Source organism: Ensifer adhaerens (genome assembly GCF_002940685.1).
Taxonomy (GTDB): Bacteria; Pseudomonadota; Alphaproteobacteria; order Rhizobiales; family Rhizobiaceae; genus Ensifer; species Ensifer adhaerens_E.
This window is the reverse complement of record NZ_PNFP01000007.1, coordinates 334,239-349,371: the sequence shown is the minus strand read 5'-3', so window position 1 is coordinate 349,371 and position 15,133 is coordinate 334,239. Positions and strand designations below refer to the sequence as shown.

Here is a 15,133-nt window from a genome sequence, read left to right as displayed (position 1 = left end):
TACTCCTCCTGAGCGAGTGCTTTGATGCAGCCTCACTCTGCCAGAGCGCCGACCGCTGTTCACTCCTCATGGGATCTATAGGCGATGTTTCCGGTCAACCCATGGGTCTCGAACATCTCGGAAAAATAGCGTTCGCTATAGCACAGGTTCTGACGGGAGAAAGCGATGATCTTCTCTGAGTGAAGGTCCTCGATGTCGATCTCGAGAAAGATCACGCAGGAGAATTTGGCTGTCGATGCGAATGTAGATCGAACAGCGATCAGCGGAATAGAACGCAGCGAATACAACTCTTACGTCGACCTTCCGATCGCTTGGTCGTTGCACTCGTTATCGACATATCTGAGCTGTTTGTGGTTCCCGTGGATTCAGCCCGGCCGCCTGATCCGTTGAAGGCCGGCAGGAAGCCGAAGTAGCCTCCCAGTCAAGCGGAAGCGAGTTCCGTTCGATTCATTATGCGATCCATGGAACCATAGCTGACGACTGCCTGAGACCTTCAGAGCACCAAGCCGTTTTCCCACACAAAGACGATATTTCGCGAGCGCCAGATCGGACCGGCATCCGTGTATTCCCCGGCCCGCTGGCCGCCGAGCGCGTCGTAGAAAGCGATCGCAGGTTCGTTGCCGTCAACGACACCGACGCCAACTCCGGGAAACCCTTTCTCCGCCAGATGCGCGGCGAGCCTTGAAAGCAGTGCCCGTCCGATGCCCTGGCGCTTGGCATCCGGATCGACATAGAGGTTTTTGATCTCGCCGCGATCACCGAAGATTGCCGCTGAGGGGGCACCGGCAGCGCCGATCGCGACCGGCCTTCCCTCCAATTCGGCCAAAAGCACGATCTGTTCAGGGTCCTCTACTGCAAGCTTTTCGCGCCAGGTGTTGCGGCGGCGGTTTTCATCGAGCGCGGCGTAAACCTCGGGTGGGGCAAGGTCGCGATAGGTTTGTCGCCAGACCCGCACGTGGAAATGCGCGATTGCATCTGCATCGGCCAGGCTCGCATGCCGTATCGTCACTTTCTCCATCCCCCTCTCCTCTATTCCACCTGCTGCATCAGCCAGCGCTCGAACGCCTTGAGCGCGGGCGAGGGCTTGCGGTCCGTCGGGATGGTGAACCAGTAAGCGACCTTGGATCTATAGTGAATCCCGCCGGGATTGATGAGGCTTCCGACCCTCAGCTCCTCCTCGACGAGCTGAGGAGGAACGAGAGCCATGCCCTGCCCGGAAATCGCGGCGCGCAGGACCAGCGTATAATAGTCGAAGCGCATAACGCCCTGCGGCTCAAGCCCCGGTTTCCCGTGTTCCGTTGCAAGGTCGATCCAGCGCAACGGAGTGCCCGGATGCTCGATGATGATACCGCGCGCGGCATGCTCGATGGTTTCGCAGGAGCCGAGCCGCGCGAGATAAGCGGGTGCGCAAACGAGCCGGACATCCTCGCCGAAGAGGTAGATCGACTGCTCTTTCGCGAACGGTCCCCGACCGAAGCGGAACACGGCATCGGGCTGGGCGGCCGGGTTGTCGGTCGCAAAGGTCGTGTACTGGACGTCGATATCCGGGTGTTTCAGATTGAAGTCGGAAAAGCGCGGCAAAAGCCAGCGATCACCAAGGATGGGCAGCACCTTGAGCCGGAGTGTGTGGGAATCCGGCTGCAGGCTCGCCGCGCGGAACGCAGCCTCCTCCATCGCCTTGATCGCTACCTGTGCCTGCTCCAGGTAGATGCGACCGAGGTCTGTCGGCACCATGCCCGACGGCTTTCGCATGAACATCTGCGCGCCGAGAAGGTTTTCCAGGGTCAGCAATTGCTTGCTGACGGCACTTTGCGAAAGGTTGATGCTTTCCGCAGCCGCCGTCGTCGAGCCGCGCTCCGCAATCGCCAGCATCACGCGAAGCGCGGTCATCGAAGGCAACGGAACGGAGGTATGAACCAAGGGCATTCTCCGGCAATGGGCTAGTCGGTTTCGTCATAACGGTATCGCTTTTTCGCGTTTGTGCAAGCGGTCCCTAAAAGGCAACCTCAGCTCGGGAACATAATTACCGAGATGGGAGACTGACATGACAGAACAAGCGACGTCGCTTTGGGGAGGCCGATTTTCCAGCGGTCCGTCTCCGGAACTCGCGGCGCTCTCGCGAAGCAATCCGAGCTTTTTCCGCCTTTCGCCCGAAGACATCGCCGGGTCTCGCGCCCATGCTCGCGAACTTGCGCGCGCTGGGGTGCTGAGTGAGGACGAACTGCCGCGGATGCTGCAAACGCTCGATACGATCGCGGCCGATGTCGCGGCCGGCCGCGAGAAGCCGAATGCCTCGGATGAGGACCTTCACACCTTCCACGAGCGCCTGTTGATCGAGCGGCTGGGCGCCCTCGGCGGCAAGCTGCGCGCCGGCCGCTCGCGCAACGACCAGACCGCCAACAACACCCGCCTTTACCTTCGCCGCACGTCACGGCGACTGGTGAAGCTGGTGCTTTCGGTACAGGATGCACTCGCCACACAGGCGAGCGCCCATATCGAAACGGTCATGCCGGGCTTCACCCATCTTCAGCCTGCCCAGCCGATATCGCTCGGTCATCACCTTATGGCACATGCGCAGTCGCTCAGCCGCGATATCCAGCGCTTCATGGACTGGGACCGCCGCTTCGACCGTTCGCCGCTCGGCGCCGCAGCTCTTGCGGGCTCGGCTTTCGCCCGCGATACCGAAAGCTCCTCGCGCGATCTCGGCTACGCCCGCCCCTGCGAGAATTCCATTGATGCCGTCGCGAGCCGCGACGTGGTCTCGGAATTTCTGTTCGTCACCGCGATGCTCGGGGTAAACCTCTCGCGGCTGTCAGAGGAGATCTGCATCTGGGCCTCGCGCCAGTTTGCCTGGGTGAAGCTGCACGATTCCTACTCGACTGGCTCATCGATCATGCCGCAGAAGAAGAACCCCGATATCGCCGAGCTGACGCGTGGCATGTCGGGCACGATGATCGGCAACCTTGCCGGCATGCTCGCCACACTCAAGGCGATGCCGCTCGCCTACAACCGCGACCTCGCCGAGGACAAGCGCGCCCTTTTCGAGACGATCGATCTTCTCGACCTGATCCTGCCTGCCTTTGCCGGCATGGTCGCGACGTTGACCTTCGACAGCGAACGCATGGCAGCCGACGCGCCGCGTGGCTTCACGCTGGCAACCGAGGTCGCAGACTGGCTGGTGCGGCAGGGTATTCCGTTTTCGCATGCCCATGAGATCTCCGGCGCGACCGTGCGCTATTGCGAAGAGCGGGGCATGGAACTTGATGGGTTGGCTCAGACCGACCTGCCGAACATCGACGCGGCATTGACCCCGGACGTGCTTGAGGTGATCGACCCGGCCCGGGCGCTTGCCGAACGTTTCGGCCAGGGAGGAACGGCTCCGGCCCGGGTGCGCGAACAGATCACGGCCTTCGCCGAAACCTGCAAGGAACAGCGTGTCTGGGCCGAACTGAACCTCTCGGGTATTGCCCTTACGCCATTGCCGGGAGCGCAAGCATGACGGACACGGCCCTTCCCCACTCCAGCCGCGATGCTCATGACATCGCCCATCTCGAACTCGTCCCGCGCAAGCATGTGGGGCGCAAGGTCTTCGCCGCCATCGTGCTCATCCTAGTGGCGCTCCTGATCCGCGCCTTCGTCGTCGGCCAGATCGAATGGCCGGTCGTCGGCCAATTCCTGTTTGCTCCGGTGATCATTCAGGGCATCTGGAACACGCTACTGATGACGGTCGCGGCGATGTCGCTCGGCATCGCGCTCGGCGTCCTCATTGCGATCATGCGGATTTCCGGAAATCCGGTGCTCGAATACATCGCCCTCGTCTATGTCTGGATATTCCGGGGCGCGCCCGCACTCCTGCAACTGCTGCTCTGGTTCAACCTTGCTCTGATCTTCCCGACGATGGGCATTCCCGGTCTCTTCGAGATCAACACCGTCGAAGTGATGACGCCCTTTGTTGCCGCCATGCTCGGCCTCGGTATCCAGCAGGGCGCCTACACTTCGGAAGTCGTGCGAAGCGGCCTTCTCTCCGTGGATACCGGCCAGTATGAGGCCGCCCGAACGATCGGCATGACCGGCATGCAGACGCTGCGCCGCATCGTGCTGCCGCAGGCCATGCGCGTGATGGTTCCGCCTGTTGGCAATGAGGTGATCAGCATGGTCAAGCTCACCTCGCTCGCCTCGGTGATCCAGTATTCGGAGATCCTGCACAATGCGCAGGTGATCTACTACGCCAATACGCGCGTGCTGGAGCTGCTGATGGTCGCAAGCTTCTGGTATCTCGCGATCGTCACCGTCCTCTCCCTGATCCAATCCCGGATCGAACGCCACTACGCCCGCGGCACCCGCGGCCGCACGACGATCTGAAGGGGGCGCACATGACAAGCGAAATACTGGTGAAAGCCGTCGACGTCTGCAAGAGCTTCGGCACGTTCAAGGCTCTCGATGACGTCGGGCTGGAAGTCCGTAAAGGCGAGGTGAGCTGCATCATTGGCCCCTCCGGCTCCGGCAAAAGCACGTTCCTGCGCTGCATCAACCTTCTGGAGCGCATCGACTCCGGTGCGATCTGGGCCAATGGCGAGCTGATCGGCTACCGCCGCGACGGCGACAAGCTTTATGAACTGAGCGACGCCGAGATTGCCCGCCAGCGCCGCGGAATCGGCATGGTGTTCCAGCGCTTCAACCTCTTCCCGCACAAGACTGCGCTCGAAAACGTGATCGAAGGGCCGGTGCAGGTCCTGGGCGAAAGCCCAAAGGCAGCACGGGAACACGCGATGGATCTGCTCAACCGCGTCGGCCTTGCCGGCAAGGGAGGCAACTATCCGGCGGAGCTTTCCGGCGGCCAGCAACAGCGCGTCGCGATCGCCCGCGCGATGGGCATGCGTCCCTCGCTCATCCTTTTCGATGAGCCTACCTCCGCACTCGATCCCGAACTGGTGGCCGAAGTGCTCGATGTGATGAACGATCTTGCCGCATCTGGCATGACGATGATCGTCGTCACCCACGAAATGGGCTTTGCCCGCAACGTCAGCAATACTGTCGCCTTCATGGATGGCGGGCGGCTGATCGAGCACGGCCCTTCGGCGCGGGTCCTGACCCAACCCGACAACCCCCGCACCGCCGATTTCCTCAAGGCCGTGCAACGATAACCGCAAGAACCGACAGAATGGGAACGACAATGAAAAAGATTATTCTGGCCACCTCGGCGTGCCTTCTCGCCTTTACCGCCCATGCGCAGGATCTACCGGAGAAATACAAATCCGCCGGCAAGCTCGTTGTCGCGAACACGCCAAACTATCCGCCGATGGAATACCGCGACCCGGCGACAAACGAACTGATGGGTGTCGACATCGAGCTCGGCAAAGCACTTGCCAAGCAGCTCGGCACGGAAATCGAGTGGTCGGAAATCGGCTTCGAGCAGATGGTCTCGTCGCTGAACACCGGACGTGTTGACCTGGTACTGAGTGGCATGAGCGACCTGCCGGCCCGGCGCGAGACCATGGACTTCGTCGACTACATGCGGTCCGGCGCCCAGTTCTACACGTCGGCAAAACGCAAGGACGAATTCAAGGAACTGACCGACTTCTGCGGCAAGACCGTTGGTATGAGCCGCCGCACATCCTTCCCGGACGAGGCCAAGAAGTGGAGCGCCGCCAATTGCGAAGCGAACGGCAAGCCGGCACTCACGATTGTCGGTACCGAAGGCTCGGCCGACGCTCGCGCACAGTTGAAGCAGGGCCGCCTTGACGGTGCGGTGCAGGGCTCGGAAACGCTGCCCTACCTTATGCAGCTTGAAAAGGACACCTATGCCGTGGTCGGTAAGCCGTTCACGGAAGTCTACCAGGGCATCGGCTTCTCAAAGCAGACGCCCGAACTTCGCGATGCGATTGCCGGCGCCCTGAAGGCGGCCATGGCCTCGGGCGAATACAAGGCAATCTTCGAAAAGTACGGCCTTGCCGGCAGCACGCTCGACGGCGTGATGATCAACGGCGAAACCGTGAAATGACCGAGTGGCGGCCCGGCGCGTTGGCCGGGCCGCCTCCTCGCCTGCCCGAACGAGGATATCATGATGCCCGATGTAGCCCGAAGCGGCCTGCAAGCGTTGACGCATGTCGAGGCGCTTGCCGATTTCTGCGCCCGACTTGCACCTGCCGACCTACCGGACCGGATCACCGCCCGTACCAAATCCCACCTTTTGGATACGCTCGGCGCAGCCCTCGCCGGTACGCGCTCCAATGAGTTCCGTAAGGTACGTACGCTCGCCGCACCAGGGGGAACAACACCGCTTCTGGCCTCGCAGCGGCGGACCGGACCGCGCGACGCAGCGCTTACCAATGGCGTGGCCGCCCATGTCTTCGAACTCGACGATTCCGGCGGCTGCGATCATACGGGCGCCGTCGTTCTGCCCGCGCTACTGGCAGCTCTTCCAACTTGCGAGGGCCCGATTTCCGGCGGCGATTTCATTTGCGCGCTGACGGCGGGCTACGAGGTCGGCCGCCGGATGCTGGACGCGTCGGGAGGCTACGGCGTGCATAATGGTGCCGGTTGGCACTCCACCGGGACCTGCGGTACACTCGCGGCCGCAGCCGCCGTCGCCCGGCTGCGCGGTTATGACTGCGCCCTCTTTCGCCACGCCCTGACGCTGGCCACCAGCTTTTCCTCTGGCCTGTGGGCTTTCAACCATGACGGCAGCCAAGCAAAGAAGGTCCACGCCGGACGGGCGGCTGAAGGCGGACTTCTCGCTGCCGATCTCGCCGCCGCCGGCTTTTCCGGCCCCTCGCAGGTGTTCGAGGATGTCTGGGGTGGCTTCTTCCGCACCTATGTGCGGGATGTAGGGCAGCCGGCAGAACTCTCCGCCGGGCTTGGAACGAACTGGAAGATTGAGCGCGCCTCGCTCAAGCCTTATGCCGCTTGCCGCGGCGCGCATTCCGCGATCGACGCGGTGGGCGACATTCTCAGTCTGACTGGCCGCGACGCCGTCGACATCGCGAAGATTGATCTCCGCCTCAGCCCCTTCCTGATGGACATGTGCGGCCGGGCGCGACTGGAGACGCTGGCCGGCGCACAAATGAGCCTCGGCTACGCGCTGGCAGCACTCCTGGTGTTCGGTCGAGTTGACCTCGAACAGTACTCAGCGGCGGCCCGTCGAGACCGGCACATCGCATTCACTCTCGACCGGATCGACTTCCATCCTGACCCGCAGATGCCGCAAATGGCCGAGCCGGAAGTGACCGTCACCTTCACCGACGGCGAAAGCAGGACGACGATGGTTCCGCGCGCCACCGGCTCCAGCGAGCGGCCGATGAGCGATACCGCCATCCGCGCCAAGTTCGACAGCCTCGCGTCGATGGCGTTGCCGGCGGCTCGCGTCGCGGACCTCGCCGATTTCGTGGGCGTGCTGGAGGGACGCGCGGACTGCCGGGAACTTTCCGAACTGTTGGTCACCGACGAACCGGAAGCGCCGGTCTTCATTTGAGAAGGAAGATACATGACCTACGACCTCAGCCCTCGCCCGCTCAACCCGGCGCCACCAGCTCCTATTTTTGACTGGCCGCACGGCAAGAAGAGCGCCCTCTTCATCGGCTTCGACGTCGACGCCGAGACTGCCTGGATCGGCAACAATCACGCCAATGTTGACCGGATGGTAACAACCTCGCTCGGCGGCTACGACGCCCGGGTCGGGATCGCAAAGATCCTCGAACTGCTCGATGCGCTGAACCTCAAGGCGACCTTCTTCATTCCAGGTTGGACTGCCGAGGCCCACACCGCCGCGTGCGAACCGATTGTCACTGCCGGTCACGAGATCGCCCATCACGGCTACCTGCACAAATGCCCGGATCGCAACAAGCTTGACGAAGCAAAAGAGGAGATCGACCGTGGCCTCGAAGCGCTGAAGTCTCGGCTCGGTGTGACGCCCATCGGCTACCGCGCGCCGTCCGGCGAGAACTTCCCGGAACTGCTCGCCTATCTTTCCGTACGCGGCCTGCGTTATTCGAGCTCATTTCGCGACGATATCCGCCCCTATCGCCATCGCCTTGCCGATGGCAGGCCCGGTCCGGTCGAGATCCCCGTCAACTACGCGTTCGACGACTGGAATTTCGGCATGACCGGTCGATTGGATTCGCGCCCACTTTTCGGCCGTGACGCCATCCTGCCTCTATGGCGCGAAGAATTCGCCGGCACGCATGACTGGGGCGGTGTGACCACTCTCGTCCTGCACCCCCAGGTCTCGGGCCGACCGATGCGCTGGCGCATCCTGAAAGACTTCCTTGCCGAAATCGCCGTTCGCGACGACGTTTGGATAGCAACTGGCGCTGAAATCCTCTCGCATTACGAAGCTAGAGCTGAAGGCGTTTAGGACCCTCGAGCAAGGCGGTGAGCGACTGAACAGGTAGTCCCCGTAAGGTCTGCCATTCCATTCGATACATTATGCGATCATCTGTAACGGGCCGTTCGTCAATCCCTTGTGCGTTTGATCCCTCGCCGAATGCTTGCTTCTGTCCGCAGTCGGTGCTTTGCCGCTGTTCTACGGGGTCTACTGTAAAGTTTTGAACTGCCATCGCAGCCTGTGCCAGGCGGCCGACAGCCACAAGCGCGACGCGACACCCGCCGAACAAATGGCTGTCAAGTGACGCCCCACGGGGACGCCCCAAGGCGGTCCTCAAGACTTGTCATCATCTCACCGAAAATCCCGTGTCTTCACCTTGATCTGATCGAGATGCAGGTAGGGATCGACAATATCGCGCGCCCGCGGTGCCTTCGGCAGCCCCCGCGGATCGGGTGCCGGCGCGCCACGATGAAACTCGTCCCCTATTCCGTGCGGAAGCGGAAAGTCGGCATCTCGACCGCCGACACTCGCGAGTTCGGCAGATAGGTCAGTCAGCCGATGAGCGACGAGTTGCACAACCTCGCCTTCCCGCTGAATACGGCCACAGACGCCGATCATGCCAGCATCGAGCACGCAGTCAAACGGCTCGGGCGACTGCGCGCGTTACTTTGGCCGAGTTCTAACGAACTTGTTTCAAGCTCTGCTCGCGTCGAGCAGTCTTTTCGCCCACGACTGCGCCAGCAACCAGTCAATGTCGGTGATATCGTCGCGTGAGCCGATCCGTTCCTCTTCGTTCCATGAGTTCTTCCGCCAAGCGCAAAGCCGGGTTTCCGGCTTTGCAGCGAGTTCTGCGGTTGCCAAGCCTGGCATCGTCATACCACCTAACCTGAAGATGCTACGAACTTCGAACGCAGCTGTCTCCCCGCATTGGCAAAGATCGCTCCCGCCGCCGGCGTGATGCCGAGCATATGGATGCAGGCATGAATCATCCCTTCGAGAACGATGAGCGTGGTTGGAACACCGCATTCCTGAAGTTTGCGCGCGTAGGCTTCGCCTTCGCTGCGCAAGGGATCGTACTCGCTCACCATGATTGTCGCGGGCGGCAAACCGGAGAGATCGCCGCGCAGCGGGGCGGCATAGACTGGGGGCGCCGCCACTCGGTCACCGAGATAGGCCCCCCAGCAAAACTTCATCGCGTCGCGCGACAGATAATAGCCGCCAGCAAACTCCTGATAGGAGGCGGTTTCCAAATCGGTATCGACCGGCGGATACAAGAGCAGTTGTTGCGCGATAGGCGGTCCGCCGCGGTCCCGTGCGAGCATCGCGCTTGCAGCCGCCAGGTTTCCGCCGGCGCTGTCGCCGGCAATGACAATCCTATCTCCGTCTACTCCCAATCGTTCCGCGTGATCGGCGACCCAGCGCAAGACGCAATAGACATCGTCGAGAGGTGCCGGATAGGGATGTTCGGGCGCAAGGCGATAGCCGACGGAAAAGATAACGCAGCCGGTCGCATTGGCGAGCGCGCGACACGGATTGTCATATGCGTCGAGCGAGACCAGGCACCATCCCCCGGCATGGGCGAAAACCATAGCCGGAGGATTGCTTTCCCTGTTCGCTCCCGCGGGCCAGTAGGCCCGCACAGGGATTGAAACGTCCAGATCGTCGCCGGCCACAACGAGATCGTCGATGTGGTCGACAGGCTCCGACGGGCCCTGCATCGCGATCAGAGCCCGATCCGTTTCTGCGCGCATTTCACCAAGAGTGCCGGGTTGCGTGGCCGGCAGCCGCGCCAGAAACGCGGCAATGTTCGCATCGACAGGCATCAGGCTGCCCTCTCCAGGAAGAAGGGAACGACCTGCGCGATGAACTCGTCCGGGCATTCTTCCATGATGAAATGGCCACAATCGCGGACAATCTCGCCGCGCAGGTTGCTCGCATGCGGGCGCATCGTTTGCATCGGCGCGTCCACCGTCGCGTGCTCCGCGCCTATCGCCAGGACCGGCATCGCCAGCGGTCGGCTCGCCCGTTCCTGATTTTGCCGGATGGTTTCAGGGATCGCCCGGTAGTAGGAAAAACCGGCGCGGATCCCCCCTGGCGTCCCGTAGGCAGCGGCATAGACATCCGCGGCTACCTGGTCCCTGCGGTGAGACCATTTGTCGAACATGAAGCCGAGATACTCTTTCTCCCGTCCCGATGTCAGGAATTCCGGCAGATCCAGGACCTGATTGAACATGAAATGCCAGAGGAAGATGTTGTCCGAAGGGGGTACGAAGATCTGCGGCGCAGGCGCGAGACCGGGAATGACAGCCTCGGTCAGCGCAATGCGTTCCACCGCGTCCGGATAGTCGCTCGCAAGCGCGTATCCGACCCACATTCCGACGTCATGTCCGGCAACACCGTAGCGTGCGTGACCGAGCTCAATCATAAGCTGGTGCAGGAGGCGCGCGACTGAGCCCGTGTCGTAGCCGCTCTCCGGTCTGGTGGAAAACCCAGTGCCAATGGGATCGACGGCAATGGCCTGAAAGCCGTTTTGCGCCAGCGCGGCCATGACATAGCGCCAGGCGTACCAGGTCTGCGGCCAGCCGGGGATGAGCAGGACCGGCTTGCCCTCGCCCATTATGACGCAGTGGATTTTCTGCCCGTCGACGCGGACATAGCGATGCACGAAGCCTTCGGACCCAATGTCCGTTGCCAATATATTAGCCACAATAATTTCCTTAAAAGATTACGCGATGCCGAGGATCTTGTTCATCTGGCCGGCGCTCAGCGGCGTTCCGGCGAAATCGTCGAAAATCTTGTTCGTGACGCGGATGACGTGGTCGCGAATGAAGGCGGCACCTTCGCGCGCTCCGTCTTCCTGGTTCTTCAGGCAGCATTCCCATTCCAGCGTCGCCCAGCCCGAGAAATCATACTGGGCGAATTTCGAAAAGATCGAGCGGAAGTCGACCTGACCATCGCCAAGCGAACGGAATCGGGCCGCACGGTTCACCCAGGACTGGTAGCCGCCATAGATGCCTTGGCGCCCGGTCGGATTGAATTCGGCGTCCTTGACGTGGAACATGCCGATCCGCTCGTGATAGATGTCGATGAAGTCGAGGTATTTGAGCTGCTGCAGGACGAAGTGGCTGGGATCGAAGAGGATTTTGGCCCGTTCATGGCCACCGATGCGATCAAGAAACATCTCGAAACTGGCGCCGTCATGCAGGTCTTCGCTCGGGTGGAGTTCATAACATAGGTTGATCCCCTCCCCTTCGCAGGTGTCGAGAATGGGCTTCCAGCGGTTGGCCAGCTCGTCGAAGGCGGCATCGACCAGTCCCTCGGGACGCTGTGGAAACGGGAAGAAGTAGGGCCACAGGAACGAGCCCGAAAAGGTTCCCATCTCGGTCAGTCCAAGCCGCCTTGAGGCCTTGGCGGCCAGTTTGATTTGCTGCAGGGCCCATTCGCTCCTGGCGGCAGCGTTTCCGCGAAGCTCTTCAGGGGCGAATGCGTCACACATCGCATCGTAGGCCGGGTGGACGGCGACGAGCTGTCCAAGGATATGCGTCGTCAACTCGCTAACCTGCAAGCCGTGTTCGGCAAGCGTGCCTTTGATCTCGTCGGAATAAGTCTGACTTTCTGCCGCCTTGCGGATGTCGATCAGGCGTTGGTCCCAAGCGGGTATTTGAAGGGCCTTGAACCCCATATCGCTCGCCCATTCGGCAATCGATTTGAGCGTGTTGAAGGGCGGATTGGCATCGCTGAATTGAGCGAGATGGAGGCTTGGGCCTTTTATGGTTTTCACTGGATCGCCTTTCTTTGCTGATCGACAAAGAATTGGCAGCCTTGCATCTCCGCGTCAAGCGAATTATTTGTTGATCGACAAACATAGGAGCGGGACGTGGCAGGCAGACCCAGAGAGTTTGACAGGGACGTAGCGCTGAAGAGAGCCCGAGATCTGTTTTGGGCGCGTGGGTTCGAAGGTGTTTCCATGAGCGATCTGGTGGATAGCCTTGGCATCGCCTCCGCGCGGATTTATGCCGCTTTTGGCTCCAAGGAAGCCTTGTTCCGGGAAGCTATCGAGCACTACGAGACGAATGAGGGCGGCTTTGCCGAGCGAGCCATGCTCGAGAACAGCGACGTCCGCTCAGTCCTGGAAGTCATGTTCCGGGAGGCTGTGGCGCTCTATACCGACGGACTGAAGGGATGCATGGTCGTATCGGCGGCGACGAATTGTTCGCAGCAGAACGGGGCGATCAGAGACTGGCTGGCCGAGCATCGGAAGGCGCGAACGCAATCGATCATCGATCGCCTGATCGCGGGGAAACAGTCGGGGGAAATCCCGGCACATGTCGATGAAGTTGCCATAGGCGATTGCTGCGCAACCTTGCTCCACGGCCTTTCCGTCCAAGCACGCGATGGAGTTCAACCGCACCGCCTTCATGCCATGGTGGACGCTTTTCTCGTCGGTTTCGATTCAATGGTCAGCGCGCGTTGAACGCACCGCGGTCGCGGCCCGGCGGCACGCCGTCCGGGTGCCTGTAGTAGATGACCTTGCCGGTTGGCATGGATGCAGGGGGATGGTTTCCCAGAGCGCTTGCTCGGAGAAGACCTTGTTGATGTGGGTGGCAACGCCGTGCGTGCCAGCCGCATACCCTCCCCCGCCGGCGATGGCGAGGGAACCTCAAACGAGATAAACCTTGGGGTCAAGAATGCCTCAGTTCATCGGGGGGCGGACAAGACTCATGGCGGGGCGAGTATCCGAGAGTGCGGAGCGAAAATCATCCATCATGTTGCCTTGCGCGGCGAGGGCGACTTCGGTGCGATTTGTCGCATTTAGCTTGCGCATGATGTTCGAGATGTGGACCTTTATCGTGTTCTCCGACAGACTCAGCTGTTTGGCGATGACTTTGTTTGGCAGGCCGCGCTGCAAGCTTGCCAGCACCTGTCGCTCGCGTTCCGTAAATGCAACACGTGATTTGTCGGTACTGGAGACCAACTCACCAGTCTCGTCACCCGCCGGCAATTGCAGTGCACCGCTATTGTCGGGCAACACGGACGCAGTCATATAGCCCTCTCCGCCTCCAGTCGTCGATTGCGGAAAGTGGACACCGCCGCCCATGACGAGCCTAAGGCAAGACAGGACAAGTTCAATAGGCGCATTGGCCGCAACGTAGCCCCGCACGCCAGATCGGGCGACCTCGGAAACCATTGAATCCGATATCGTCGACGTATCCCATTGGGTAATCAGGACGACGGGGACGTCGGCCAGCGATCGCCGAAGAGAAGCCAACTTTTCCCGCACAAGCTCTACCGTCGAGGCGTCACTCTCTATATTGAGAACAACGAGCCCGATCGGCCCAAGTATGTACTCGAGCTCGTGCGTTGTTGCTATGTCCAGGACGCCGAAACCTTGAAACTCGTGTCGAAGGACGCGAGCAAGGCAACTTCGCAATAGTAAAAAGCGATCGACGATAACAATGGAAGAACGCTCACAATTGAACCCATACTGCTGATCTGCTGTCGAAAGAGGCATATCTACCCCCTCTCCAGTCGTTACTCAAACACGCCCGCAGCCAAACCCTGTCCCAAATACACTATACCAAATAAAACCGCCAAAGCTATCCTAGCATTCAATGATATTAGGAAATTCTTATAACTAACAAAATCAATCGCCGAAAGGGCTGCCCGCAGCGGCTGACCTACTCTGCGTTCTACTGTTATGCTATGGCGAAATCCACTAGCGCGATAGTTTGCTGATCGACGGCCGCAGTCTGCACAGCGTCAACAGCCACGTCGATCTCGTCATCTGAAATTACGATGTCTACGTTGGCTTGTTGAACGACGTCGACTTCCTGGGCAACCCCGATTTCGACGTTGAGGACGTAGCGCTCTTCCAGTTCGTCCTCGATGTCGATATCGATGTCGACATCTTGTTCAAGCTCGATGTCCTGATCCACCTCGACAGTGCCGCCAGGCCGCCCTTCGCCGAGTTGAAAGCCTATTGAGGTATCCTGCTCGATCTCGATCGTGTCGCGCAAAAAGAGATCGATGTAGAGCACCCCATCCGCATCGAAGATTTCGAGATCAATGTCGACCTCCTGGTCGATGTACATGTCCTGATCGACCAGAATGGCAAAATGCCCGCCGCCGTCGATGGAGGTCAGGGCTATGTCCACGTCTTGATCCAGCATGACGTCCTGCTCGATATGCAGACGTGCAACCACCTCACCCGGATAGCCGTTGACGATGATCCGCGCGTCCTGTTCCGCAATGGCGGTCTGCAGCGCTCTGACCTCATGACCGTGATCGACATCGTTTTCGGCATCCGGTGGATTGGCATTGTCGGCATCCGGTGGGTCGGCGTGGCTTTCCGTTTGGCTCGCTTCGCCGCCCCTCCCGGGTTGCGCCATCGACACGCCTTCGCGGTGCCCGTCGCTTTCTGCTCCACGAGCAACCCCGTTGGATTTCGGCTCCAAGGACGTTGCGGCAAGCGGAAGGCTAAGCGAATGAAGCGTGTTCGCCTCACCCACGGGCACTTCCGGAACACGGACCGTGTCGCTCGGTGTCACCGGTCCCTTGACCGCAATCATCTCCGTTTCCGCAAAGGGATCCTGAACAAGCTGCAGGTCGGCATCGACAGGTGCCCCCGAAGGGGTGCCTGGAAAAGCAGCCGCGCTCGCCGGGCCCGCGCCGCCGGTGGGCGCGAACGCTTCTCCGAACATTTCTTCCACATTGTCTTCGATGGGTAGCAGCAGGTGACGCGTACCCCCATCTGCAAGAATATCCGGCCCCTCGGTTTTCAGATGCAGATCCGCCCCCATGAAACGTCTC

At 60.7% G+C, this 15,133-nt stretch carries 15 protein-coding genes; 8 read left to right on the top strand and 7 right to left on the bottom strand.

The window, feature by feature from the left end:
• Nucleotides 1–493: 493 nt before the first annotated feature.
• Both C1A35_RS16435 and C1A35_RS16430 read right to left on the bottom strand, forming a co-directional pair.
• Nucleotides 494–1,018, bottom strand: coding sequence for a GNAT family N-acetyltransferase (locus C1A35_RS16435; protein ID WP_104665353.1), 525 nt, complete (start codon nucleotides 1,016–1,018; stop codon nucleotides 494–496).
• 11 nt (nucleotides 1,019–1,029) lie between these two features.
• Nucleotides 1,030–1,890 (bottom strand): LysR substrate-binding domain-containing protein, encoded by an 861-nt coding sequence (locus tag C1A35_RS16430; RefSeq protein WP_337441996.1) that lies wholly within the window; start codon nucleotides 1,888–1,890, stop codon nucleotides 1,030–1,032.
• A gap of 154 nt (nucleotides 1,891–2,044) precedes the next feature.
• Between C1A35_RS16430 and argH the strand changes: the two genes are divergently transcribed.
• From argH to C1A35_RS35990, 7 genes are all read left to right on the top strand, one after another.
• Entirely contained in the window at nucleotides 2,045–3,499 is a 1,455-nt protein-coding gene (gene argH / locus C1A35_RS16425) for an argininosuccinate lyase (RefSeq protein WP_104665351.1), read from the top strand.
• Entirely contained in the window at nucleotides 3,496–4,362 is an 867-nt protein-coding gene (locus C1A35_RS16420) for an amino acid ABC transporter permease (protein ID WP_104665350.1), read from the top strand. Before argH ends, C1A35_RS16420 begins: the two co-directional genes overlap by 4 nt.
• 11 nt (nucleotides 4,363–4,373) lie before the next feature.
• Complete coding sequence (locus C1A35_RS16415) at nucleotides 4,374–5,144, top strand: amino acid ABC transporter ATP-binding protein (RefSeq protein WP_104665349.1); 771 nt, start codon at nucleotides 4,374–4,376, stop codon at nucleotides 5,142–5,144.
• Between the two features lie 29 nt (nucleotides 5,145–5,173).
• The gene (locus C1A35_RS16410; protein ID WP_234822886.1) at nucleotides 5,174–6,001 is read left to right on the top strand and encodes an ABC transporter substrate-binding protein; all 828 of its coding nucleotides are present in this window, start codon (nucleotides 5,174–5,176) and stop codon (nucleotides 5,999–6,001) included.
• A 96-nt stretch (nucleotides 6,002–6,097) separates the two neighbouring features.
• Nucleotides 6,098–7,471, top strand: a complete 1,374-nt coding sequence (locus C1A35_RS16405) for an MmgE/PrpD family protein (protein WP_234822885.1) — start codon at nucleotides 6,098–6,100, stop codon at nucleotides 7,469–7,471.
• 12 nt (nucleotides 7,472–7,483) lie between these two features.
• The gene (locus C1A35_RS16400; RefSeq protein WP_104665346.1) at nucleotides 7,484–8,353 is read left to right on the top strand and encodes a polysaccharide deacetylase family protein; all 870 of its coding nucleotides are present in this window, start codon (nucleotides 7,484–7,486) and stop codon (nucleotides 8,351–8,353) included.
• Nucleotides 8,354–8,881: 528 nt separating this feature from the next.
• Entirely contained in the window at nucleotides 8,882–9,097 is a 216-nt protein-coding gene (locus C1A35_RS35990) for a hypothetical protein (RefSeq protein WP_158665090.1), read from the top strand.
• A gap of 107 nt (nucleotides 9,098–9,204) precedes the next feature.
• Here the strand turns inward: C1A35_RS35990 and C1A35_RS16390 are convergent, their stop codons facing one another.
• The 3 genes from C1A35_RS16390 to C1A35_RS16380 form a co-directional block, all read right to left on the bottom strand.
• Complete coding sequence (locus C1A35_RS16390; protein ID WP_104665345.1) at nucleotides 9,205–10,146, bottom strand: alpha/beta hydrolase fold domain-containing protein; 942 nt, start codon at nucleotides 10,144–10,146, stop codon at nucleotides 9,205–9,207.
• On the bottom strand, nucleotides 10,146–10,940 hold the full coding sequence (locus tag C1A35_RS16385; RefSeq protein WP_104665385.1) for an alpha/beta fold hydrolase: 795 nt from the start codon (nucleotides 10,938–10,940) through the stop codon (nucleotides 10,146–10,148). Before C1A35_RS16385 ends, C1A35_RS16390 begins: the two co-directional genes overlap by 1 nt.
• A gap of 108 nt (nucleotides 10,941–11,048) precedes the next feature.
• Nucleotides 11,049–12,104 carry a sugar phosphate isomerase/epimerase family protein gene (locus tag C1A35_RS16380; RefSeq protein ID WP_104665344.1) on the bottom strand — a complete coding sequence of 352 codons (1,056 nt, stop codon included), beginning with the start codon at nucleotides 12,102–12,104 and terminating at the stop codon, nucleotides 11,049–11,051.
• 96 nt (nucleotides 12,105–12,200) lie between these two features.
• On the opposite strand from C1A35_RS16380, the gene C1A35_RS16375 reads away from it, so the two are divergent.
• A complete protein-coding gene (locus C1A35_RS16375) occupies nucleotides 12,201–12,797 on the top strand; it encodes a TetR/AcrR family transcriptional regulator (RefSeq protein ID WP_104665343.1) in 597 nt (198 codons plus the stop codon).
• A 219-nt stretch (nucleotides 12,798–13,016) separates the two neighbouring features.
• Here C1A35_RS16375 and C1A35_RS36725 read toward each other — a convergent pair whose 3' ends face one another.
• Both C1A35_RS36725 and C1A35_RS16365 read right to left on the bottom strand, forming a co-directional pair.
• Nucleotides 13,017–13,835: a response regulator transcription factor gene (locus C1A35_RS36725; protein WP_234822883.1), complete on the bottom strand. Its 819-nt coding sequence runs from the start codon at nucleotides 13,833–13,835 to the stop codon at nucleotides 13,017–13,019.
• A 184-nt stretch (nucleotides 13,836–14,019) separates the two neighbouring features.
• Nucleotides 14,020–15,123: a hypothetical protein gene (locus tag C1A35_RS16365; RefSeq protein WP_104665342.1), complete on the bottom strand. Its 1,104-nt coding sequence runs from the start codon at nucleotides 15,121–15,123 to the stop codon at nucleotides 14,020–14,022.
• Between the last annotated feature and the right edge of the window lie 10 nt (nucleotides 15,124–15,133).

Coding starts and splice junctions, on each gene's coding strand:
- C1A35_RS16435 (WP_104665353.1), bottom strand. CDS start 1,018: ATGGAGAAAGTGACGATACGGCATGCGAGCCTGGCCGATGCAGATGCA.
- C1A35_RS16430 (WP_337441996.1), bottom strand. CDS start 1,890: ATGACCGCGCTTCGCGTGATGCTGGCGATTGCGGAGCGCGGCTCGACG.
- argH (WP_104665351.1), top strand. CDS start 2,045: ATGACAGAACAAGCGACGTCGCTTTGGGGAGGCCGATTTTCCAGCGGT.
- C1A35_RS16420 (WP_104665350.1), top strand. CDS start 3,496: ATGACGGACACGGCCCTTCCCCACTCCAGCCGCGATGCTCATGACATC.
- C1A35_RS16415 (WP_104665349.1), top strand. CDS start 4,374: ATGACAAGCGAAATACTGGTGAAAGCCGTCGACGTCTGCAAGAGCTTC.
- C1A35_RS16410 (WP_234822886.1), top strand. CDS start 5,174: ATGAAAAAGATTATTCTGGCCACCTCGGCGTGCCTTCTCGCCTTTACC.
- C1A35_RS16400 (WP_104665346.1), top strand. CDS start 7,484: ATGACCTACGACCTCAGCCCTCGCCCGCTCAACCCGGCGCCACCAGCT.
- C1A35_RS35990 (WP_158665090.1), top strand. CDS start 8,882: ATGAGCGACGAGTTGCACAACCTCGCCTTCCCGCTGAATACGGCCACA.
- C1A35_RS16390 (WP_104665345.1), bottom strand. CDS start 10,146: ATGCCTGTCGATGCGAACATTGCCGCGTTTCTGGCGCGGCTGCCGGCC.
- C1A35_RS16385 (WP_104665385.1), bottom strand. CDS start 10,940: ATGGGCGAGGGCAAGCCGGTCCTGCTCATCCCCGGCTGGCCGCAGACC.
- C1A35_RS36725 (WP_234822883.1), bottom strand. CDS start 13,835: ATGCCTCTTTCGACAGCAGATCAGCAGTATGGGTTCAATTGTGAGCGT.
- C1A35_RS16365 (WP_104665342.1), bottom strand. CDS start 15,123: ATGGGGGCGGATCTGCATCTGAAAACCGAGGGGCCGGATATTCTTGCA.